General features: G+C 79.7%; 14 protein-coding genes. 8 read left to right on the top strand and 6 right to left on the bottom strand.

Annotated elements, in window-relative coordinates:
• Together ACRYMN_RS12690 and ACRYMN_RS12685 are read right to left on the bottom strand one after the other, a co-directional pair.
• Nucleotides 1-2,061: a glycosyltransferase gene (locus ACRYMN_RS12690; RefSeq protein ID WP_432495571.1), complete on the bottom strand. Its 2,061-nt coding sequence runs from the start codon at nucleotides 2,059-2,061 to the stop codon at nucleotides 1-3.
• Nucleotides 2,058-3,140: a glycosyltransferase family 2 protein gene (locus ACRYMN_RS12685; protein WP_432495569.1), complete on the bottom strand. Its 1,083-nt coding sequence runs from the start codon at nucleotides 3,138-3,140 to the stop codon at nucleotides 2,058-2,060. Before ACRYMN_RS12685 ends, ACRYMN_RS12690 begins: the two co-directional genes overlap by 4 nt.
• Before the next feature lie 76 nt (nucleotides 3,141-3,216).
• Between ACRYMN_RS12685 and ACRYMN_RS12680 the strand changes: the two genes are divergently transcribed.
• Nucleotides 3,217-3,963: a class I SAM-dependent methyltransferase gene (locus ACRYMN_RS12680; RefSeq protein WP_432495567.1), complete on the top strand. Its 747-nt coding sequence runs from the start codon at nucleotides 3,217-3,219 to the stop codon at nucleotides 3,961-3,963.
• 2,088 nt (nucleotides 3,964-6,051) lie between these two features.
• On the opposite strand, the gene ACRYMN_RS12675 is transcribed toward ACRYMN_RS12680, so the two are convergent.
• Nucleotides 6,052-8,376 (bottom strand): hypothetical protein, encoded by a 2,325-nt coding sequence (locus ACRYMN_RS12675; RefSeq protein ID WP_432495565.1) that lies wholly within the window; start codon nucleotides 8,374-8,376, stop codon nucleotides 6,052-6,054.
• Between the two features lie 78 nt (nucleotides 8,377-8,454).
• On the opposite strand from ACRYMN_RS12675, the gene ACRYMN_RS12670 reads away from it, so the two are divergent.
• Nucleotides 8,455-9,180, top strand: a complete 726-nt coding sequence (locus ACRYMN_RS12670) for a TIGR03089 family protein (RefSeq protein ID WP_432495563.1) — start codon at nucleotides 8,455-8,457, stop codon at nucleotides 9,178-9,180.
• Complete coding sequence (locus ACRYMN_RS12665) at nucleotides 9,177-10,310, top strand: AbrB family transcriptional regulator (protein WP_432495561.1); 1,134 nt, start codon at nucleotides 9,177-9,179, stop codon at nucleotides 10,308-10,310. Before ACRYMN_RS12670 ends, ACRYMN_RS12665 begins: the two co-directional genes overlap by 4 nt.
• Here the strand turns inward: ACRYMN_RS12665 and manA are convergent.
• The gene (gene manA / locus ACRYMN_RS12660) at nucleotides 10,264-11,469 is read right to left on the bottom strand and encodes a mannose-6-phosphate isomerase, class I (protein ID WP_432495559.1); all 1,206 of its coding nucleotides are present in this window, start codon (nucleotides 11,467-11,469) and stop codon (nucleotides 10,264-10,266) included. The two genes, ACRYMN_RS12665 and manA, sit on opposite strands and share 47 nt — an antisense overlap.
• A 92-nt stretch (nucleotides 11,470-11,561) precedes the next feature.
• Here manA and galE point away from each other — a divergent pair, with 92 nt between their 5' ends.
• Nucleotides 11,562-12,536, top strand: coding sequence for a UDP-glucose 4-epimerase GalE (galE, locus tag ACRYMN_RS12655; RefSeq protein WP_432495557.1), 975 nt, complete (start codon nucleotides 11,562-11,564; stop codon nucleotides 12,534-12,536).
• Nucleotides 12,537-12,622: 86 nt separating this feature from the next.
• On the opposite strand, the gene ACRYMN_RS12650 is transcribed toward galE, so the two are convergent.
• Entirely contained in the window at nucleotides 12,623-13,537 is a 915-nt protein-coding gene (locus ACRYMN_RS12650) for an AEC family transporter (RefSeq protein ID WP_432495555.1), read from the bottom strand.
• Nucleotides 13,538-13,696: 159 nt separating this feature from the next.
• Nucleotides 13,697-14,650, bottom strand: coding sequence for a cyclase family protein (locus ACRYMN_RS12645; protein WP_432495553.1), 954 nt, complete (start codon nucleotides 14,648-14,650; stop codon nucleotides 13,697-13,699).
• Between the two features lie 311 nt (nucleotides 14,651-14,961).
• On the opposite strand from ACRYMN_RS12645, the gene dprE2 reads away from it, so the two are divergent.
• The 4 genes from dprE2 to ACRYMN_RS12625 all read left to right on the top strand — a co-directional run bounded on the left by dprE2 (nucleotide 14,962) and on the right by ACRYMN_RS12625 (nucleotide 21,057).
• Nucleotides 14,962-15,717 (top strand): decaprenylphospho-beta-D-erythro-pentofuranosid-2-ulose 2-reductase, encoded by a 756-nt coding sequence (dprE2, locus tag ACRYMN_RS12640; RefSeq protein ID WP_432495551.1) that lies wholly within the window; start codon nucleotides 14,962-14,964, stop codon nucleotides 15,715-15,717.
• A gap of 67 nt (nucleotides 15,718-15,784) precedes the next feature.
• Entirely contained in the window at nucleotides 15,785-17,464 is a 1,680-nt protein-coding gene (locus ACRYMN_RS12635) for a hypothetical protein (RefSeq protein ID WP_432495549.1), read from the top strand.
• 237 nt (nucleotides 17,465-17,701) lie between these two features.
• Nucleotides 17,702-18,796: an LGFP repeat-containing protein gene (locus ACRYMN_RS12630; RefSeq protein WP_432495547.1), complete on the top strand. Its 1,095-nt coding sequence runs from the start codon at nucleotides 17,702-17,704 to the stop codon at nucleotides 18,794-18,796.
• A gap of 299 nt (nucleotides 18,797-19,095) precedes the next feature.
• A complete protein-coding gene (locus tag ACRYMN_RS12625) occupies nucleotides 19,096-21,057 on the top strand; it encodes an N-acetylmuramoyl-L-alanine amidase (protein WP_432495545.1) in 1,962 nt (653 codons plus the stop codon).
• Nucleotides 21,058-21,157: the final 100 nt, after the last annotated feature.

Genomic DNA, 21,157 nt, shown 5'->3' with positions numbered 1-21,157 from the left:
TCAGCGCCGGCGGAAGGTCAGCAGCACGAACGTGTAGTCCAGCCCCGTGCGCGCCCAGTGCACCGGCCGCTCGGGGTGGGCCAGCACCTCGTCGGTCAGCTCCCCCACCAGCTGCAGGCCCACCGCGTCCGCCTGCCGCACCAGCTCGCGCACGTCGGCCGGGGAGAAGATGCGCACCGGCACCCCGTAGGCGGTCAGGCCGGTGGTGTCCGGCGGGTCCGCGTCGTAGTCGGTGGACAGGCACAGCACCCCGCCCGGGCGCAGCACCCGGGCGGTCTCGGCGAGGAACTGCGGCACCGGCACGCCGTGCTCGACCACCGACATGCACGTGACCGCGTCCAGCGAGGCGTCCGGCAGGCCGGTGTCGGTGACGTCGCCGTGGCGGAACTCCACCCCGTCGCGGTGCACGGGGGCGCCGAACTCGAGGTTGATGCCGGCCAGGGCGCCGCGCTCGGCGCCGAAGCCGTACAGCCGCAGCCACGGCAGCACCGGGGAGTAGCGCGCGCTGCCGGCGTCGAGGACGCGCGCGGTGCGCGAGCCGTCGTCGGCCAGGGTGAGCACGGCGCCCACCGCGCCCAGGGCGTCCCAGTTCTTCGGCGCGTCCGGGTGGGCGGGCAGGCGCAGGCGCTTCGCCTGCGCGACGGCGTCGGCCACCTCGTCGGCGTCCTGCAGCACGCCGGTGCGCGGCACGCCGCTGGGCACCGGCCGGCGCGAGGGCGGTGCGGCCAGCTCGCGGGCGGCCAGGCGCTCGCCGACGCGGCGCTGCACCCCCACCCGCGCCCACAGGGCGTGCTCGGCGCCGCGCTTGGCCAGCGCCAGCAGGGGCCCGCCGGGCGGGGCGGCGGCCGTGGAGCCGCGCGCGGCGCGCTGCAGGGCGGCCAGGTACGCGTACCAGGGCTCCTCCAGGTCCGGCGGCTGCACGCCCGCGCGCAGGTGCACCAGGGCCCCGTCGAGCAGGCGGCGCAGCCCGTCGGCCAGGGCCGGGGCGCTGCCGGGCTCGACGAGCACGCCGTCGACGCCGTCGCGCACCTGCGCGGGGAAGGAGCCGGTGCGGGTGGCCAGCACGGGCAGGCCGTGCGCGAAGGCGAGCAGCGCGTTCTGCGAGGCGGTGGAGGAGCGGTACGGCAGCACCAGCGCGTCGTGCGCGGCCAGCAGCGCCGGCAGCTCCCCGGCGGGCACGTAGCCCTCGCGCAGCTCCACCCGCCCGCGCAGCGCCGGGTCGGCGGCCAGCTCGCGCACGGCGCGCCCGGCCGCGCCCCACAGCTCCCCCGCGATCGTCAGGCGCGCGGCGGGCACCTCGCGCAGCGCCTGCAGCAGCAGGTCCACGCCCTTGTAGGCGCGCACCGCGCCCAGGCTCAGCAGCCGCACCCCGCCGTCGCGCGGCACCCGCGAGCCGGCCGGGCCGGGCAGCGCCGGCCCGCCGGGCAGGTGCGGGGGCAGGTCGGCGACCTCGACGCGGGCCGCGCCGTGCGCGCGGGCCAGCTCGGCCTGCTCGTCGGTGTGCACGAGCACCCCGTCCACGCCGGAGAGCAGCCGGCGCACCAGCAGCGCGTCACCCGGGCGCGACTCGTGCGGCAGCACGTTGTGCGCCACCACGACGGTGCGCGCGGACGAGCGCGCCGAGCGCAGCCCGGCCAGCACCCCCAGCAGCGCCGGCACCTGCAGCGGCACGACGTGGGTGAGCACCACCAGGTCGGCGGCGGCCACGCGGCGGCCGGTGCGCACCCACGACGCCGGCGAGCTCCACGACAGCGAGCGCACGGTGGGCTCGAACCCCGGCACCTCCGGCGCCCCGCCGGGCACCTCCGGGCGCCCGGGGTACAGCGCCGCCGGGTACTGCCGGGCCCAGGAGACCAGCTTCACCTCGGGGGCGGGGGCGCCGGGGCCGGCGCCGTCGGCGAGGTGCCGGGCCAGGTGCCGGGCCAGCTCGGTGGTGTGCACGGCGGTGCCGCCCTTGGCCGGGTGCGCGGGGCCGACGACGACCGCGCGGCGCGGCGCGGCCTCGTGGCGCGGCTCGTGCGCGGGGGCGGCGTGCGGGCCGGCGCCCGGGCCGGCGCTCACGCGGAGTCCCGTGAGCGCACGACGAGGTCGGCCAGCAGCGCCACCGAGCCGATGAGCAGCCCGGAGACCAGCAGCAGCACGGTGTTGGCCGGGAAGTAGAAGGCGTGGCGGAACATGTCGGTGACGGCCTTGACGGCGCCGAGGCCGAAGAGGAACAGCGCCAGCGGCATGAGCACCCGCAGCGGCTCGAAGTACATGACCATCCGCAGCACCTGCAGGATGTAGCGGTAGGCGTCCTTGACGAAGTGGAACTTCGAGGTCCCCGCCCGCTTGGCGTACGAGGTCGGCACGTACTTCACGTCGTGCTGGTTGCACAGGAACGCCAGGGTGATCGTGGTGACGCAGCTGAACCCGGCGGGCAGCAGCCGCAGGTACGGCAGCGCCACGGAGCGGCGGAACGCGCGCAGCCCGGAGTTCAGGTCCGGGATGCGCTGGCGCGCCAGGACCTCGGCGACCTTGCGGATGACCCACTTCGCCGGCACCCGCAGCGCCTTGTGGGTGCCCTGCTCGGTGGTGCGCGCGCCGACGACCTGGTCGTAGGAGTCGTCCTCGAGCAGCACCCGCACCAGCTCGGGGATGCGCTCGTTCTCGTACGTCATGTCCGCGTCGGTCCACACGACGATCTCGCCGCGGGCCATCTGCGTGCCGATGCGCCGCACGGTGCCCGAGCCGCCGTTGCGCCGGAAGCCGACCACGCGCAGGTGCGGGTGGCGCTCCTCGGCCCGGCGCAGCACCGCGAGGGTGCCGTCGGTGGAGGCGTCGTCGATGGCCAGCAGCTCGTACGGCGTGCCGTCGGCGTCCATCGCCGCGGTGATGCGCTGCACCTCCAGCAGGACGTGCGCCTCCTCGTTGTAGCAGGGCAGCACGACGGTGACCACGGGCGGCGCGGGCTCGTCCACCGGCGCGGGCAGCGGCGCGTCGGGCGCGGTGGGCACGGGCGCGGGCGGCGCGGGGGACGCGGGCGCGGGGGCCCCGCGCGGCGGGCCCGGCCGCTGCCGGTCCGGCTGCGGCGGGGCGGCGGGGGCGGCGGACGGGGCCGCGGCGCGCGCAGCGGCGTCGGCGGGGAGTTCGGGTGCCATGACGCGGGGGAGCTTACCGACGCCGTCCGGGGGCTCCGGGCACCGAGCGCGCCGGGCGGGCGGGCAGCATGGGGGCGTGGACCACGACGAGCGCGGCGCGCGGCGCGCCTCCCAGGGGCGCTCCTTCGGCGCGGCGGCGGCCGTGTACGAGCGCGCCCGCCCCGGCTACCCCGACGAGGCGCTGGACTGGGTGCTGCCCCCGGGCGCGCGGCGCGTGCTCGACCTGGGCGCCGGCACCGGCAAGCTGACCCGGCAGCTCGTCGCGCGCGGCCTGGAGGTCGTCGCCGTCGAGCCCACGGCCGGCATGCGCGAGCAGTTCCGCGCCGTGCTGCCCGGCGTGGAGCTGCTGGAGGGCACCGGCGAGGAGGTGCCGCTGCCGGACGGCGACGTCGACGCCGTCCTGGTGGCGCAGGCGTGGCACTGGGTGGACCCCGAGCGCGCCGCTCCGGAGGTGGCGCGGGTGCTGCGCCCGGGCGGGTGGCTGGGGCTGTTGTGGAACGTGCGCGACCCGTCCGTGGACTGGGTGGCGCAGCTGGACCGCACCCTGCCCGGCGCCGGCGAGGAGCACCTGGGCAGCCTGGCGCCGCGGGTGGGCCCGCCGTTCGGCCCGGTGGAGCGCTACGACGTGCGCTGGAGCCGGCCGACCACCGTGGAGGCGCTGCTGGAGCTGACCGCCTCGCGCAGCTGGGTGATCACCCTGGACGAGGACGGCCGCCGCGAGGTGCTCGAGGACGTGCGCCGGCAGGCCGAGGCGCGCCTGCGCAGCGCCGGGAGCCTGGAGATGCCGTACGTGACGCGCTGCTCGCGCACGCGGGTCGCCTGAGCCGTCCGGGTGACGGCCGTCCGGGTGAGCCCGGGCGGCGCGGGGGGCGGACCCGCGCGGGACGCCGCGGCGACCGGCGGCGCGGCCCTAGCGTGGCCGCCCCGCCGGTCCCCCCGGCGCTCCCGCACACCCCCGCCGCGACGCGCGGCACCAGGAGGACCCCGTGGACACCGACCGCGGCACCGCAGGCACCGGGCCGGGCACCGGGCCGGGCACCGGGCCGGGCACCGGGCCGGGCACCGGGCCGGGCACCGGGCCGGGCACGGGGCCGGGCACGGGGCCGGGCACGGGGCCGGGCACGGGGCCGGGCGCGGAGGTGGCCGAGCGCCTCGCCGCCGTCGACGACGGCCTGCGGCGCCTCGGCGAGCGCATGGCCTCGATCGAGGCGCTGCTGCGCGAGGGCCGCGCCCCCCTGCCGGCCCCGGCGCCCGCGCCCGTCCCGGCGTTCGCGCCCTCGGGGGCGCTGACGCCCGCCCCGGCGCCCGTGCCCGCCGCACCGGCTCCCCGGCCGCACCTGCCGCGGCTGCCGCGGGTGCGCGCCGGCGAGGCCGCGCTGCGGCGCGCGCTCGTCGTCGGCGGCGGCGCCTTCACGCTCGTGGCCGTCGTGCTGCTGCTCGTCGCGGGCGCGCAGCGCGGGCTGGTCGGTCCGGGCGCGCGCGCCGGCGCGCTGGTGGTGCTCTCCGGCGCCCTGCTCGCCGCCGCCGCGCGGGTGCGCCGGCGCGAGCGCGACGCGGCGGCGGCCCCGGTGCTGGCGGCGGTGGGCTCGGCGGGCCTGTACCTGACCACCGTCTCGGCGAGCGCCGTGCACGGCTGGCTGCCGGCGGTGCCCGGCTCGGCCGCCGCCCTGCTCGTCGCGCTGGGCGCGCTCGCCCTGGCGCGCGCCTGGGGCTCGCAGGCGCTGGCCGTGGCGACCGTGGCCTCCGTGGGGGCCTCGTGGCAGGTCATCGGCGCCGCCGCGGGCGTCGACGCCTCCGTCGTGGCCGCCTTCGCCGCGCTGCTGGCGCTGGCGGCGGCCCTGCTGCTGCGCTCGCGCCCGGCGTGGACGGCGCTGAGCGCCGTGGCGCTGTCGGTGCTGTGGCTGCACCAGCTGGCGGCCTCGCTGCTGGTGGACACCGCCCCCGGCGCGGACCCGACGGCGCTGACAACGCTCGTCGTGCTCGGCTCCGCCGCCCTGGCGTGGGCGTGGGCGGTCGCGGGCCACCGCGCCGGGCGTCGCGGCGGGCACCTGACCGCCGCCGCCGCCCTGCACGGGCTGCCGCCGCTGCTGCTGGCCGAGCAGCTCACCGCCCCGGGCGAGGCGCCCGGGCTCGCGGCCAGCGCCCTGCTCGCCGGTCCGGCCCTGGCGCTGGCCGCCGCCGCCGCGCTGAGCGCCGACGGGCCCGGCACCCGGTGGTGGCCGCGGCTGCGACCGTCCCGGAGGGTGCCCGCGCCGGTGCGCTCGGTGTCCTGGTCGCTGGCGGTGGCGTACTGCCTGGCGCTGGTGCTGCACCACGCGGCCGGGCAGGTGGAGGTCGTCGTCGTGCTCTCCCAGGCCCTGGTCCTCGGCGTCCTGGCGCACCACCGCCCCACGCGCACCGGCTTCGCCGTCTCGGCGCTCGCCGCGCTGACCGGGCTGGTGCGCTTCCACGGCCAGGTGCCGCTGACGACGTTCTGGAGCCGCGCGGAGACCGCGCAGGTCGCCACGTGGGCCGCGGTGCTCTCGGCGGTGCTGCTGCTGGTCGACACCGCCACCCTGCTCGCGGCGGCCTCGCGGCTGTGGCCGGGCGCCCTGACCGCGCGCTGGCTGTGGGTGTGGTCCCTGCCGGCGAGCTGGTACGCGCTGGTGGCGCTGGCCGTGCTGACCGGGGTGCGCGCCGCCGCGCCCGTCCCCGCGGTCGACGGCCTGCTGGTGGGGGTGATGGCCGCGACCCTGCTGCTGGCCGGGCTGGGTTGCGCCCTGCTCGCCCTGGCCGCCGGCCGCGGGCCGCACGCGCTGGGCGGTCTCGCCCGCGGCGGGCGCGCGCCGGCGCTGCGGGCGGCAGGGCTGCTGACGCTCGCCGTGGCCGTCGGCAAGGTCCTGCTAGTGGACACCACGTCGCTGGACACGCTCTACCGCGTGGGCGCCTTCCTGGGCACCGGCGTGCTGCTCATGGCGCTGGGGGCGGCCTCCGGGCGCGGGGGGGCGGGCCGGGGCGGGCCGCGGGTCGACGCCGCGCCCCCCCCCCGCACCCCGGCCGCGCCCCCGGCGGGCGCTCTGGAGGGTGCAGGCGCCTCCGGCGCGACCCCGGTCACCAGCTCGACGACGATGCGCTGAGCGCCGTCCGGGCGGCGGGTGAGCAGGCGCTGGTCCTCCGTGGTGCGCACCCGCGCCACCGTCACCGGCTGCTCGACGCCCAGGGCGCGCAGGGTGTCGGTGGCGGCGAGGCGGCCCCCGGCGGCCACGAGCACCGGGCGCCCGCCGGCCGCGCGCACCCGCGCGGCCTGGCGCTGCACGACCTCCCGCAGCGCCGCGAGGTGCTCAAGGGTGCCGGGGCGGCCCTGCGCGGTGGGCACCACCAGCGAGGCGGAGGGCACCGAGCACGTGCCGCGCAACACCTGCGGCCACTCGTTGCGCGAGCGCTCGTCCACCGCCAGGGCCACGTCGCCGTCCTCGAACGAGGCGCACGCCTCGCGCACGGCGGCCAGCTGGCCGCGCTCGGTGCGCTGGCCGGCCAGCGGCGCCGTGGCCAGGGCCGCGGGCACGAGCAGCACCAGCGCCCCCGCGGCGGCCACGAGCGCCGGCAGCGCCGGGCGGGCCGGGCGGGCCGGGCCGGCGGGGCGCGGCAGGCGCGCGGCCACCGCGCGCACCGCGGCGGCCAGCGCGGCGGTGGCCAGCAGCACCACCGCGGGCAGCACCAGCGGCACGAAGCGCCGGTCGGCCCACGGGTGGTCCGGCGTGATGCCCGGGCGGTACAGGGTCAGCAGCGCGGAGCCGACGGCCACGAGGAACGGGCCGGTCCAGCCCGGCAGCGGCGCGCGGCCCTGCACGGCGGGCACCAGGCGGGCCAGCAGCACCACCGCCGCCGCCCCGGCCGCGGCCACCGCCGGCCAGCCCAGGTACCAGGCCAGCCAGTCCACGGAGTGCTCCGCGTAGGTGCGCCCGCCGTCCACCGGCAGCCCCTGCGCCAGCTGCAGGCCGGCCACCAGCCGGCTGCCCGGGTCGGCGGGGTCCTGGCGCACCACCAGCCACAGCGGCCGGCTCGCCAGCGCCAGCAGCACCAGCGCCAGCGCAGCGGCCAGCACCGTCCCCAGCCGCGGGCTCGTCAGCGCCCGCACCCGCGCCGGGCGCCCCGAGCGGGCCAGGCGCAGCGCGGCGGCGGAGGCGGCGGCCAGCGCGACCAGCGCCGCCAGCAGCGGCAGCAGCGAGCCGGCGATGCTGGCCAGGTAGGGCCACGAGGCCGCCACCGCGGCGGCGGCGGCCAGCGCCGTCGCCAGGGCCGCCCCGGCCAGCAGGGCGCGCGCGGCCGGGTGGCGCCGCCCGGCCAGCACCGCCACCACCGGCAGCAGCAGCGCCACCTCGCGCAGCGCGTCGACGCGCACGAACCCGCACGCGCCCAGCAGCAGGCCCGCCCCGCCGCCCAGGCGCGCCGCGCTCGTGGCCGCCCCCGCCACCGCGCCCGCCGTGGTGGCCGCCACCAGCACCGAGGCGGCGCCGGCCAGCACCAGCAGGGCCGGCACCTCCGAGTACGTCGAGCGGTCCGCGTGCAGCACCGGCTGCGCCAGCGCGCAGGCGCCCACCGCCAGCGGCGCCCAGCGCGGACCCACCAGCCGCGCGGCCAGGCCCCCCACCGCCAGCAGCGCCGCGACGGACAGCAGCGCCGGCACCAGCAGCAGCCCCTGCCAGCCGGCGGCCCAGGAGCCCAGGGAGAACAGCGCCGGCGCGCCGGTGAGGAACTGCGGCACGACGTCGGCGCCGACCTCGTAGAAGGCGGGGCTGGCCGTGCTCACGCCCGGGTCGGCCAGCGCGCCCGTCCCGCCCAGCGCCGGCAGGGAGGGGTCCACCGGCAGGCCGTGGCGGGTGGCGAGGTGGTGCGCGTACAGCGCCAGCGAGCCGGCGTCGCGGCGCAGCACGACGTGCTCGGCGCGGGTCAGGCCCGCCCACAGCCCCGCGCCGGCGGCGGTGCCGGCGACCGCCAGCGCCGCCCACGCCGGCGTGGGCACCACCGGCACCCCCGCGGCCAGGCGGCCGGCGAGCACGGCGGCCACCAGGCACACCGGCAGCGCCGTCCACGGCGCCCACAGGCCCGCCAGCGCCAGCGGCGCGGCGACCGCGGTGACGGCGGCCACGGCCGCGGCCAGCACCACCGGCACCCGGGTCAGCAGCACCCCCGCCCAGGCGGGCTCGGGGCGCCGCGCGGGCGCGGCGGGTCGGGCGTCGGCGGGGGCGGCGAGCACGCCGGGACGCTACCGGGCGGCGCCGACCCGGCCGGGGCGGCGGGCGCCCGCCCCGCCCGCGGGCCGTAGCGTGGGGCCGTGCCGCCCCCCGCCCCCCGCTCGGTGACCGCCCTGCTGCAGACCCTCGTCGCCGACGACCCCACCTCCCCGCGCCTGACGTTCTACGGCGCGCGGTACGCCGCCGACGGCGAGCGCGTGGAGCTGTCGGCGCGGGTGCTGGCGAACTGGGTGGCCAAGACGGCCAACCTGCTCGAGGAGGAGTTCGACGCCGGCCCGGGCACCCGGGTGGCGCTGGACCTGCCCACGCACTGGCGCACCGTGGTGTGGCAGCTGGCGGTGCTGTGCACCGGCGCCCACGTCCTGACGGGCCGGCACGCGGACGCCGACGTCCTGGTCTCCTCGGACGCCGCGGCGCTGGGCGCCGGGCCGGCCGAGCGCGTGGCGGTGCCCCTGGCGCCGCTGGCGACGTCCTTCGGCGCCGGCCTGCCCGCCGGGGTGCTCGACTACGCCCGCGTGGTCACCGGCTACGGCGACGTGCACGCCCCGGTGGTCGAGCCGGCGCCCGGCGACGGCGCCCTGGACGACCTGGCCCACGCCTCGATGCTGGCCGAGGCGGCCGCCGCCGGTGCCGCCTGGCCGCTGCGGGTGCGCCTGCTCACCGACGCCGGCCCCGCCGAGGCGGTGCGCGGGCCGCTGGCGGCGTGGTGCCGCGGCGGGTCGGTCGTGCTCACCCCGGACCTGGCCGCGCTGCCGGCGGGCGTGGCCGAGCAGGAGCGGGTGGACGCGCGCCTGCCGCGGCGGTGAGCGGGCCGGGCACCCCGCACGACGCCGCCCCGGCGCCGTCCGCCACCCGCACCGCGGCGCGGGTGCTGGCCGTGGCCGCCGCCGCGGCCGGCGCCTCGGTGGCCCTGGCGGCGCTGGGGCTGCCCTCGCCCACGCTGTTCGGCGGCCTGCTGGCCGGCCTGCTCGACGCGCTGCTGCGCCGGCGCGGGCTGCCGCTGCCGCGCGGGGCCGGCACGGCCGCGCAGGCGGTGGTGGGCGTGAGCACCGGCACCCTGGTGCAGCTGCCCACCCTCGTGGCGCTGGGCGAGCACTGGCTGCCCGTGCTGGCCGTCACCGCCGCCACCCTGGCGCTGTCGCTGGCCACGGGCGCGGCGCTGGGCCGCCACCCGGACGTCACCCCGGTGACCGGCGCGTTCGCGCTGGTGGCCGGCGGCGCCGGCGGGCTGGTGGCGATGGCGCGCGAGCTCGGCGCCGACGAGCGCGTCGTGGCGGTGGTGCAGTACGTGCGGGTGCTCGTGGTGGTGCTCTCGCTGCCGGTGGTGCTGCGCGTGGCGTTCGGGGTGCGCGCGGACGGCGCCGTCGCACCGGGCGGCGGGGGCGGGCCCGCGTGGGCCGGGGTGCTCCTGGTCCTGGGCTGCGGGGTGGCCGGGCTGCGGCTGGGGCGGCGCGCGCACCTGCCGGCGGCCCCGCTGCTGGGCCCGCTGCTGCTGGCGGCGCTGCTCTCGCTGAGCGGGCTGTCCGGCGGCGCGCGCGTGCCGGGGGCGCTGGAGGCGCTGGCGTACGCGCTCGTCGGCCTGCAGGTGGGCCTGGGCTTCACCCGCGCCAGCCTGGCGGGCGTGGCGCGGGTGCTGCCGGCGGCGCTGCTGCTCATCGTCGTCGGGGTGCTCGGCAGCGCGGCGCTGGCGGTGCTGCTGTCGGCGTGGACGGGCCTGCCGCTGCTGGACAGCTACCTGGCCACCACGCCCGGCGGGCTGTACGCCGTGCTGGCCGCCACCGCCGGCGCCGGCGCGGACGCCACGTTCGTGCTCAGCGTGCAGGTGCTGCGGCTGCTGGTGATGCTGCTGGCCGCGCCCGTGCTGGCGCGCGCGCTGGCCGGCGCGCGGCTCAGGCGCCGCCGGGGGCGGCCGCCGCCAGCAGGCCCTCGCCGCTGACGCGCAGCGGGTGCTCGCCGGCGGTGGCGAACGCCGAGCCCCCGCGCGGCAGGACGACGTGCGAGGTGGCCGACTCCACCCGCACCTCCCCCTCGAGGCACAGCAGCGAGCGCGGCACGGCGCGCCGCCACGTCGTGCTCGCCCCCGCGCGCACCCGCAGCACGCTCAGCGCGAAGTCGTCGACGTCGCCGGGGGCGAAGACGACCTCGTCGCCGCTGACGCGCCGCGGCGGCAGCAGCGGCGGGGGCAGGACGCGGAAGTCCAGCACCCGCAGCAGCTCGGGCACGTCGACGTGCTTGGGCGTCAGCCCGCCGCGCAGGACGTTGTCCGAGCTGGCCATCAGCTCCACGCCGGTGCCCGAGAGGTAGGCGTGCACGTTGCCGGCCGGCAGGTACAGCGCCTCCCCGGCCGACAGGCGCACCTGGTTCAGCAGCGTCGAGACGAGCACGCCGGCGTCGCCGGGGTGGTGCCCGGCCAGCAGCACCACGCAGCGGGCGGAGTCGTCGTCCACCCCGCGGCAGGCGGCGGCGACGGCGGCCACGAGGGGCGCGGCCGCCCCGGGAGCGGCGGTGAGCAGCCGGGCGGTGGCCGCGCGCAGCGCGGCGGGCTCGTCGGCGCCGGCGAGGTCGTCGAGCAGGCCGGCCAGCAGCGCCGCGGCAGGCTCCGGCAGCGGCGCCAGCTCCAGGGCGGCCAGCAGCTCGCGGGCCGCGGCCGGGGAGCGGAAGCCGGCCATCGCCGCGAACGGCTCCAGGGCGTACAGCAGCTCGGGCTTGTGCTCGTCGTCGCGGTAGAGGCGGTGCGCGGCGTCCAGCGGCACGCCGGCGGCCTCCTCCTCGGCGAAGCGGCGCTGCGCGGTGGCGCGGTCCGGGTGCGCCTGCAGCGACAGCGGCGCGGCGGCGGAGAGGACCTTCAGCAGGAAGCCGAGCCGGTCGCGGCGGCGGTGCGGGCCCAGCACGCCGGCCGGGTCGGCGGCGACGACCTCGTCCAGCGCCCGCGGCGCCCCGCCGCCGGCGGGCACCGCGGTGGACGGCGCCGACGGGTGCGCGCCGATCCACAGCTCCGCCCGCGGGCTGCCGTCCGGTTCGGCGCCGAGCAGCTCGGCGATGGCGTGCGCGGTGCCCCAGGCGTAGGGCTGGACCCGGTTGTCGAGGACGAACACGCGCCGAGCCTAGGTGGGCGGCGGCGCCCGCGGGGGCGCAGCGGACGTGAACGCCGCACGCCGCCGGCGCGGGTCTGGCTACGCTCGCGACCATGAGCGTTCTGGTGACGGGTGGTGCGGGGTACATCGGCTCGCACGTGGTGCGGCTGCTGCAGCAGCGCGGCGAGCACGTCGTGGTGGTCGACGACCTCTCCAGCGGGCGGTCCGCGCGGGTCGGGGACGCGCCGGTGGTGCGGGTCGACCTCGCCGCCGAGCGGGCGCAGCAGGAGCTGCGCGAGGCGTTCGCGGAGCACTCCGTCGACGCCGTGGTGCACTTCGCCGCGCGCAAGCAGGTCGGCGAGTCGGTGCAGCAGCCGGCGCGCTACTGGCAGCAGAACGTCGGCGGGCAGGCCAACCTGCTGCAGGCCATGCAGGACGCCGGGGTGGGCCGGCTGGTCTTCTCCTCCTCCGCCGCCACCTACGGGGCCCCGCAGGTGGACGTGGTGCGCGAGGACGGCCCCGCCGAGCCGATCAACCCCTACGGGCAGACCAAGCTCGTGGGCGAGTGGATGAACCGCGCCGCCGGGGTGGCCTGGGGGCTGCGCTCGGCGAACCTGCGCTACTTCAACGTCGCCGGCGCCGGCTGGAGCGACCTGGGCGACTCGGTCGTGATGAACCTCGTGCCCATCGTCTTCACGGCCTTGGACGCCGGCCGCGCCCCGGTCGTGTTCGGCGCCGACTACCCCACCCCCGACGGCAGCTGCGTGCGCGACTACGTGCACGTGCTGGACCTGGCCGAGGCGCACCTGGCGGCGCTGGACCACCTGGCCGGCGACGCCGCCGAGGAGGGCCACGACGTCTTCAACGTCGGCACCGGCACCGGCGCCTCGGTCTTCGAGGTGCTGCGCGTGGTGCGCGAGGTCACCGGCGTCGACGTCGAGCCGGAGGTGCGCGAGCGCCGCGCCGGCGACCCGCCGCGCCTGGTCGCCGACGTCTCGCGCATCCGCGAGGAGCTGGGCTGGAGCGCCTCGAAGGACCTGCGCGACACCGTCGCCTCCGCGTGGGAGGCCTGGCGCGCGAACCGCTGACCCCGCCGACGCCGCCGACCCCGCCGCCGGGCGGCTCACGGGCGGCTCACGGGCGGCGCCGGGCCCCGCGCGGGGCCCGGCGCCGCTCAGGCGGGCACCAGCGCGCCGACCAGCAGCAGCACCGGCGCGCACAGCGCGGTGGTCAGCAGCACCGCGTCGCGCGCCAGCTCGCGCCCGGCCTCGTAGCGCACCGCGAAGGTGAAGACGTTCTGCGCGGTGGGCAGAGCGGCCACCATGGTGGCCGCGTGCACGGCGGCCGCGTCCAGGCCCAGCAGCCAGCGCGCCACCGCGTACGTCGCCGCCGGCTGCACCAGCGCCTTCAGGGCCGTAGCCAGCAGCACCTCCGGGCGCCGCCAGCCGGTGGCCACCCGCCCGTGCAGCGACATCCCGAACGCCAGCAGCGCCCCGGGCACCGCTAGGCCGGCCAGCAGCTCCAGCGGCCGGTCCAGCGCCACCGGCAGCCCGGCGCCGCTGGCGCCCAGCGCCAGCCCGGCGGCGCTGGCCAGCAGCAGCGGGTTCAGCAGCGGGGACAGCAGCCGGCGCGCGGAGGAGCCGCCGCCGCGCGTCAGGTCCAGCGCGGCCAGCGCCAGCGGGTTGAGCACCACCATCTGCAGCAGCAGCGCGGGCAGGACCGCGGCCACGTCGCCGAGCACGTAGGAGGCCACCGGCAGGCCGATGTTCACCGCGTTGACGTACGAGGACGCCAGCGCGCCGACCACCACCTCCTGCGCGCCCAGGCGCAACCGCCAGCGCGCCAGCACGCACCACAGGGCCGCGCACACCGCCACGCCGGCGGCCGCGGCGGCCACCGGCCCGGACAGCAGCTCGGCCGGGTCGGTGCCGGCCAGCGTGCGCACCAGCAGCGCCGGGCTGCCCACGAAGAACACCAGGCGCGAGACCACGGTCTGCCCGGACGGGCCGAGCACCCCGGTGCGCGCCACGGCGTAGCCCACCAGCACGACGGCGGCCACGACGACGAAGCCGGTCAGGACCCCGCTCACGGGCGCCGGGGGGTGGGCGGGGGCGGCACGCCCGCAGGGTAGGCCCCGGGCCCCGGGCGCCGGCCGCGACCCCGGCGCGCACCACCACCGCCGGCGGCGCGGCCCCGTCCAGCGCGCCGGCCCCCGTCGCCGGCGCGGACCCGTCTGACGGGGTGGGCGTCAGAAGATCGCCTGCGGGTTGACGGGGACACCGGTCAGCCCCTCGACGCGCGGCGGGGCGATCACCAGCATGAAGGTCGAGCGCCCCTCCTGCCGGCACGCGGCCGCCAGGTCCTCCACGGCGACGGAGTCGACCAGCGGCATGCCCAGCCGCGCGAGCCCCACCTGGTGCAGGGGCAGGGGCACCTCGCGCTCGACGGGCGGCTGCGCGTCACCGACGTCGCCGAGGTAGACCGAGACGTCCCGCTCGTGCAGCCACGTCACCGCTCCCACGGTCAGCCCGGGCAGGCGCTCGCCGGAGCGCTCGCCGACCACCCACCCGCCGCGCACGACGACCGCGTCACCGGGTTCCAGCGCGACGCCGGTCACCTCGAGCGCGGCGCCGAGGTCGGCACCGGACACCGGGTGGCCCTCGGCCAGGGCGCCGCCCGGAGCCAGGTCGAGCAGGACGCCCCGCGTGACGATCCCGTCGGCCAGGGGGGTGGTCGAGCCGTGGGTGATCCCCGTCGGGCCCACCGCCTCGTGCAACGGCACCCCCGGGTAGACGTACGTCCCCCCGCTCCCGCTGAGCGGGACGTGGACCAGCGCGTCCAGGTGGGTGGACCGGCCGTTGTGGTTGTTGAGCAGCAGGACGTCGACGACCGCGGGCGGCGGCGAGCCGGTGTGGCTGATCAGGTGGTGCGCCGGGGCGGGCACGGTCGCCGTCTGCTGCGCCAGCGGCCCGGCCCCCGAGAACGGCACCGGTCGCACCGGGAGGGCCAGCGAGACGCTGCGCCCGCTGCGCACCTCGAGCGCGGCACGCGCCCGCGCGGCGCCGTCGACCAGGTTCGCGGTGCCCCTCTGGTCACCCCGGCCCCAGCGCCCCCAGTTCGAGGGCAGGTGGGACAGCTCCTCCAGGCTCGGCGGCCGCGGCGGTCCGGACGGCTGCGGCGCGGCGTTCGGGGGCTGAGGCATCGTCGGTGTCCTTCCACCCGGGGTCGTCGGAGCGGAACGCTACTGCGCGCGGCCGGAGCGCGGTCCGGGCAGCGCACGGGACCGGGCCGGCCGTCAGCGGCCCGTCGCGCTCCTGCCCCGCACCCGACGCGCCCGCGCGGCCGGGGCGCGGCGACCGGGCGCTGCGCGGCGCCCGCTCCGGCGGCGCCCGCCCGCGGGCGGCGTTGCTAGGGTCGGACGGCCGGTCCCCTCGCCCGGACCCCGGCGGGCCGGCGGGGTCGGGCCGGCCCGGCGGGACACCACCGCTCCCCGACCCGGCCTGGAGACGCCCCGTGATCGACGCCCTCGGCAACCCCCGCTCCGTGCTCCTGCTCGGCGGCACCTCGGACATCGGCCTGGCGGTGGTGGAGCGGCTGAGCCCGCAGCGCCCGCTGGAGGTCGTCCTGGCCGCGCGCCCCGGCGAGCGCCGCGACGCCGCCGTGGAGCGCCTGCACCGGCGCGGGCACGCGGTGCGGGCGGTGGACTTCGAGGCCACCGACACCGCGGGCCACGAGCGCGTGCTCGACGAGGCGTTCGCCGCCGGCGACGTGGACGTGACCGTGCTGGCCTTCGGCGTGCTCGGCGAGAACGAGCGGTCGTGGCAGGACCCCGACGCCGCCGAGCTGGTCGCGACGGTGAACTACACCGCGCCCGTGCGCCTGGGCGTGCTGCTGTCGCAGCGGCTGCGCGCGCAGGGCCACGGGGTGCTGGTGGCGCTGTCGTCGGTGGCCGGGGAGCGCGCGCGCCGCTCCAACTTCGTCTACGGCTCCTCCAAGGCCGGTTTCGACGCCTTCTTCACCGGCCTGCGCGAGGCGCTGCGCCCCTCGGGGGTGCGCGTGGTCGTCGTGCGCCCGGGCTTCGTGACGACGAAGATGACGGAGGGGCTGAAGGCGGCCCCGCTGTCCGTGTCCGCGGAGCAGGTGGCGGAGGTGGCCGTCGAGGCCGTGCGCACCGGCAAGGAGACCGTCTGGGCCCCCGAGCCGATGCGCTGGGTCATGTCGGCCCTGCGCCACGTCCCGGCCCCGGTGTTCCGCCGGCTGCCGCTGTGACGCGGGCCGCCGCGGGCCGCCGCGGGGCGCACCCGCCGCGCCCGCGCGGCGGCCGGCCGCGGCACCGGTGACGAGCGAGGTCGACCTGAGCACTGAGCAGCGCACCGGGCCCGCGGGCGCCCGCGTCCCCGCCCGCGTGCCCGCCTCCCGCCCGCGCCCGGGCGCCGCACCGCGCCCGGGCGCCGCACCGGACCCCGGGGCCGCACCGGACCCGCGCGCCGCGGCGGCGCGGGCGCGCCGGGCGCGCCTGCCCGACGTGCTGGTGGGCGCGGTGGCGGCGCTGGTGGGCCTGGCCCTGTTCTCCTGGCGGGTGGGCGCGCCGAGCCCCTCGCGCGACGAGGCGGTGACGGTCGCGGTGGCCGGCCGCGGCGCCGGGGCGATCTGGCGCCTGGTGCAGGACGTCGACCTCGTGCACGCGCCCTTCTACTTCCTCGTGCACGTGCTCTTCGGGTCGTCGGTGACGGTGGAGCAGGCGCGCTGGCCCTCGGTGCTGGCCGCCGCGGCCACGGCGCCGCTGCTGCACGGCCTGGCGCGCCGGCTGGCGCTGCCGGCGGTGGGCCCGGGCACCGCGCGCGCGGCCGGGGTGGCCGCGGCGGCGCTGTGGCTGGTCACCCCGGTGGTGAGCCGGTACGCGCAGGAGGCGCGCCCCTACGCGCTGGCCGCGCTCGTGGCCACGGCGTGCACCTACCTGCTGGTGCGCGCGGGCGCGTCGGCGCGGCGCGGCTGGTGGGTGGCGTACGCGCTGGGACTGCCGCTGCTGGGGGCGCTGAACACGCTGGCGCTGGGGGTGCTGCTCGCGCACGCCGGCTGGCTGCTGGCCTCGGCGCCGGCGGTGCGCCGGCGCGGTGCCGCCGCGGCCGGGGCGGGGCTGGCGCTGGCGGCGCCGCTGCTGCTGGCGCAGAGCACCCAGTCCGGGCAGGTGGCGTTCCTGCTGCCGCCGTCGCCGCAGCAGCTGCCCGAGCACGTGCGCTTCGCGCTGGGCTCGGGCGCCGCGGTGGTCGCGGCGGCCGCGGCCGTGGCCGCGGCGCTGCTGCGGGCGCGGGCGCGCCGGCTGCTGCTGGTGGGCCTGCTGTGGGGCGCCGCGCCGGTGCCGCTGCTGTGGCTGCTCTCCCAGGTGCACCCGCTGTGGACCACCCGCTACCTGGTGGCCGCGGTGCCCGGCACCTGCCTGCTGCTGGCCTCGGCGGTGACGCTGGCGCTCCCGCGGGCGCGCTCGCCCCGGCGCGCCGTCCCGGTGGCGCTGCCCCGGCGCGCCGTCCCGGCGGTGCTGGCGCTGGCGCTGGTGGCGGCGGTGGGGGTGCCCGGGCTGCGCGCGCAGGCGCACTTCCGCGACGCGCGCGCCGGGCACCTGGAGGACCTGCGGGGGGCGGCCGAGCACCTGGCCGCCGAGGCCCGCCCGGGCGACGGGCTGCTCTTCGTGCCGGACGGGGAGTACCGCTACCGGGTGCTCACCCAGGTGTACCCGGACGCGGTCGCCGGGCTGAGGGACCTGGCGCTGGCGCGGCCGGCGGAGCCGTCGGCCACGCTGGTGGGCGTGCCCGTGCCGGTGGAGCGGCTGGCGGCGGCGCTGGCCGGCGTGGAGCGGGTCTGGGTGGTCGGCGGTCCCGGGCCGCTGGTGGCGGTCACCGCGCAGGACCGCGAGACGGTGCGGCTGCTGCGGCGGGGCTACCGCCTGGTGCAGCAGCGGGACCTGCACGACTACGGCGTGAAGCTGTACGAGTCCACGACGCCGTCCGCCGGGGCCTGAGGGACCCGGCGAGGGACCCGGCGAGGGACCGGGCGAGGGACCCGGCGGGGGCCCGGGCGGGGGCCCCGGCGGCTGGGCGGGCAGCGCGCCGGCGCGGCGGGGTCCTGCCGTCCCGACCCGCCGGGGGTGCCGGGAGCGTTCACAACGCCTCCACCGTCCTCTACGTTCCGTCCCTGGTGGAGCGTCGCCGACCGGCGGCCCCTGGACCCTGCCGCCCACGGACGGAGCGCCCCGGCGATGACCCCTGACCGCTCGCGACGACCCGCGCCCGGTGCCGCGCGCCGGCGGGTCGCGCCGGCGCCGCGCACGGCCCCGGCCGCGCTGGCCGCGGCGGCCGCGCTGGTGCTGGCCGGCGCCCCGGCCGCGGCGGCGGCCCCCTCCGCCCCCGCGCACCTGCCCGCGGAGGTCGACGCCGCCGCCCGCTACGAGCCGGCCGTGGACTGCGCGCCCGTGCAGCCGGGCACGGAGCTGCTGCGCCGGCTGATCGTCGACGCGTACGGCCCGCAGACCATCGGCACGGCCCGGGCGTGCCCGGTGGGCGGGCCGGTGAACTCCGAGCACCACGACGGGCGGGCGCTGGACTGGGTGCTCGACGCGGGCGACCCGGCCGAGCGGGCCCTGGCCGAGGACTTCCTCACGTGGCTGCTCGGCGAGGACGCCGACGCCGCGAGCGCCGTCAACGCCCGGCGGCTGGGCGTCATGTACGTCATCTGGGACGGGCGCATCTGGGGCTCGTACCGCGCGGACGAGGGGTGGCTGCCCTACACCGGGGCCAGCCCGCACACCGACCACGTGCACGTCTCGCTGAGCCGGCGCGGCGCGGCCGCGGAGACGTCGTGGTGGACCGGGCAGACCTCGCCGCTGGCCGGGCACTGGGTGGCCCTGGGCGCGGAGCGCTCGGTGCTGGGCGCGCCGCTGGGCCCGGCGCGCGAGTGGCGCGGGGGCCTGCGCCGCGACCACGAGCGCGGCAGCGTGCTGTGGTCGGCGCGCACGCAGGCGCGGGAGGTGCACGGCGCCATCGCCGCGCACTACCTGTCCGGCGCGCGCGCGCAGCAGCTCGGCCTGCCCGTGACGGACGAGCGGCCCACCCCGGACGGGGTGGGCCGCTTCAACCACTTCGAGGCCGGCTCGGTCTACTGGACGCCGCGCACGGGGGCGCACGCGGTGCCGGCGGCGGTGCGCGACGCCTGGGCGGCGCGCGGCTGGGAGCGCGGGGAGCTGGGCTACCCCGTCTCCGACGCCGAGCGCACCGGCGACGGGTGGACCTCGCGCTTCACCGGGGGCAGCGTCGTGCTCGACGGCGCGGGGGCGGTGACCGTGCGGATCGGCTGACCCGTGCGGCCCTCACCCGTCCGGCCCACCCCGGCGACCGGCGGTGACGCCCTCCCCTGCCCACCTGGCGACTCTGCGTAGTCGTCAGGTTCCTGTTCGTTACCGAGTTGTGCTCTCACGCACCTTGAGCACCAGCCACCGCTCCCGCAGGGTGGCAGGAGGACCAGGTCCACCGCTCAAGCACGTCCCGCTCCGCGCCGATGCCACCCGTGAGCGTTGACCCGTGTGGGTGCGACCGCCCCTGTCGTCGAGCGAAGGACGTAGCTGCCATGCGGTGGACCACCACCGAGCGCCGAGCCGTGTCGAGCACCACCCGCGAGGAGCTCTCGCGCCGCACCCTGCTGCGCGGGGCCGGAGCGGCCTCGCTGCTGGGCTGCCTGACCGCGGCGGCGCGGCCGGCGGCCGCGGCCCCCGCACCCTCCGCGCTCAGCGCGGGCGCCCTCAGCGTCGGCGGCTCCACCGCCACCTACCCGCTGGCCCGGGGCGCCGCCGCGCCCGCCGCCGGCGGGGTGCTCGCCGACGGGGGCGCGAGCAGCGCCGGGCGCACCCTGCGCGCCGCCGGCGGCCTGGCCGTCGTCGGCGTCGAGGTCGACGGCGGGCACATGCTCGGCGTGACCTTCCCGCGCGGGGCGAGCACCGACGTGGTGCACGTGCGCACCCGCAGCGGCGCCGGCGCGTGGTCGGCGTGGAGCGAGCTGCCCCTCAACGACAGCGAGGCCGACCCCGGCACGGACGAGGCGCGCACCCAGGTGCCCGGCTCGGACCCGCTGTGGGTGGGCTCGCTGGGCGCCCGCGCCACCGTCGAGGTGCGCCTGGCCGCCGCGGACGTCGCGCACGCCGAGCTGCACGTCGTCGACCCCGGCTCCAGCGCGGCCGACGCGGCGGTGGCCGAGGCCGCCGCGAGCGCGGCCGCGGTGCTGCCCCGCTCGCGCGGCGTGCAGGCCCTGGCGGGCGAGGCGCTGCCCGCGGACGGCGCCGCGACCGGCGCCGGCGAGGTCGTGCGCCGCACCCTGGCCGCCGGGCAGCCGGTGATCCGCTCGCGCGCCGACTGGGGCGCCGACGAGACGCTGCGCAAGTCCGCGCCGGCGTACAGCGGCACCATCAAGGCCGTCGTGGTGCACCACACCGCCGACGGCGGCAGCTACAGCCAGGCGCAGGTGCCGGCCGTCATCCGCGGCATGTACCGCTACCACACGGTGACCCTGGGCTGGTCGGACCTGGGCTACAACTTCGTCGTCGACCGCTTCGGCGGCATCTGGGAGGGCCGCGCCGGCGGCACCACCCAGCCCGTCGTCGGCGCCCACGCCGGCGGCTTCAACACCGACACCTTCGGGGTGTCGATGATGGGCGACTTCACCTCCGTGGCCCCCACCGCCGCGTGCCTGGAGTCGGTGGCGCAGGTCATCGCCTGGAAGTTCTCGCTGCACGGCGTGCCCGCGCGCGGCAGCGTGCAGCTCACCAGCGCCGGCGGCGGCACGGCCCGCTACGCCAAGGGCACCACGGTGACCCTGCGCACGGTCAACGCCCACCGCGACGTCGGCTTCACCGCCTGCCCGGGCAACGTCGGCTTCACGCGCATGGACGCCATCCGCGAGCGCGTCGCGCAGATCGCCGGATCCGGCGCTGCGAGCGCCTCGCAGGTCGCGGCCAAGTACGCCGCGGTCGGCGCCGGCGTGCTCGGCGCCCCCACGAGCGAGGAGGGGCCGGCCAAGGAGGGCGGGCGCTACCGGCACTACGCGGTGGGCTCGATCTACTTCCTGCCCGCCACCGGCGCCCGCTTCGTCAAGGGCCTGGTGCGCGAGAAGTGGAAGGCGATGGGCTGGGAGGGCTCCTACCTGGGCTTCCCCACCACCGACGAGGTCGCCCTGCGCGGCGGCGCCTTCAACCACTTCCAGGGCGGATCGATCTACTGGTCCCCGCGCACCGGCGCGCACGCCGTGCGCGGCGCCATCCGCGACGCGTGGGCCCGCAACGGCTGGGAGACCGGGTTCCTCGGCTACCCCACCACCGACGAGGTCGCCCTGCCCGGCGGCGCCTTCACCCACTTCCAGGGCGGATCGATCTACTGGTCCCCGCGCACCGGCGCGCACAGCGTGCGCGGCGCGATCCGCGACGCCTGGGCCCGCCAGGGCTGGGAGACCGGCCGTCTCGGGTACCCCACCTCCAGCGAGTACGACGTCGCCGGCGGCAGGCGCAGCGACTTCCAGGGCGGCTCGATCACCTGGACCCCGGCGCGCGGCGCGGTCGTCACCGTGCGCTGAACCACCCCGCCGCAGCGGCGCGGTGAGCCGCGAGCGCCCCCCCCCCGCCCCCCCCCCCCGGGCGCCGCCGGGGGGCCGTGGGCGGTGGGGGGCGACGCCC

It is taken from the genome of Kineococcus gypseus (assembly GCF_050871305.1).
GTDB classification, from domain to species: domain Bacteria; phylum Actinomycetota; class Actinomycetes; order Actinomycetales; family Kineococcaceae; genus Kineococcus; species Kineococcus gypseus.
Note: the sequence above shows the minus strand (reverse complement) of the source record. Positions and strands in the feature narration are given on the sequence as shown.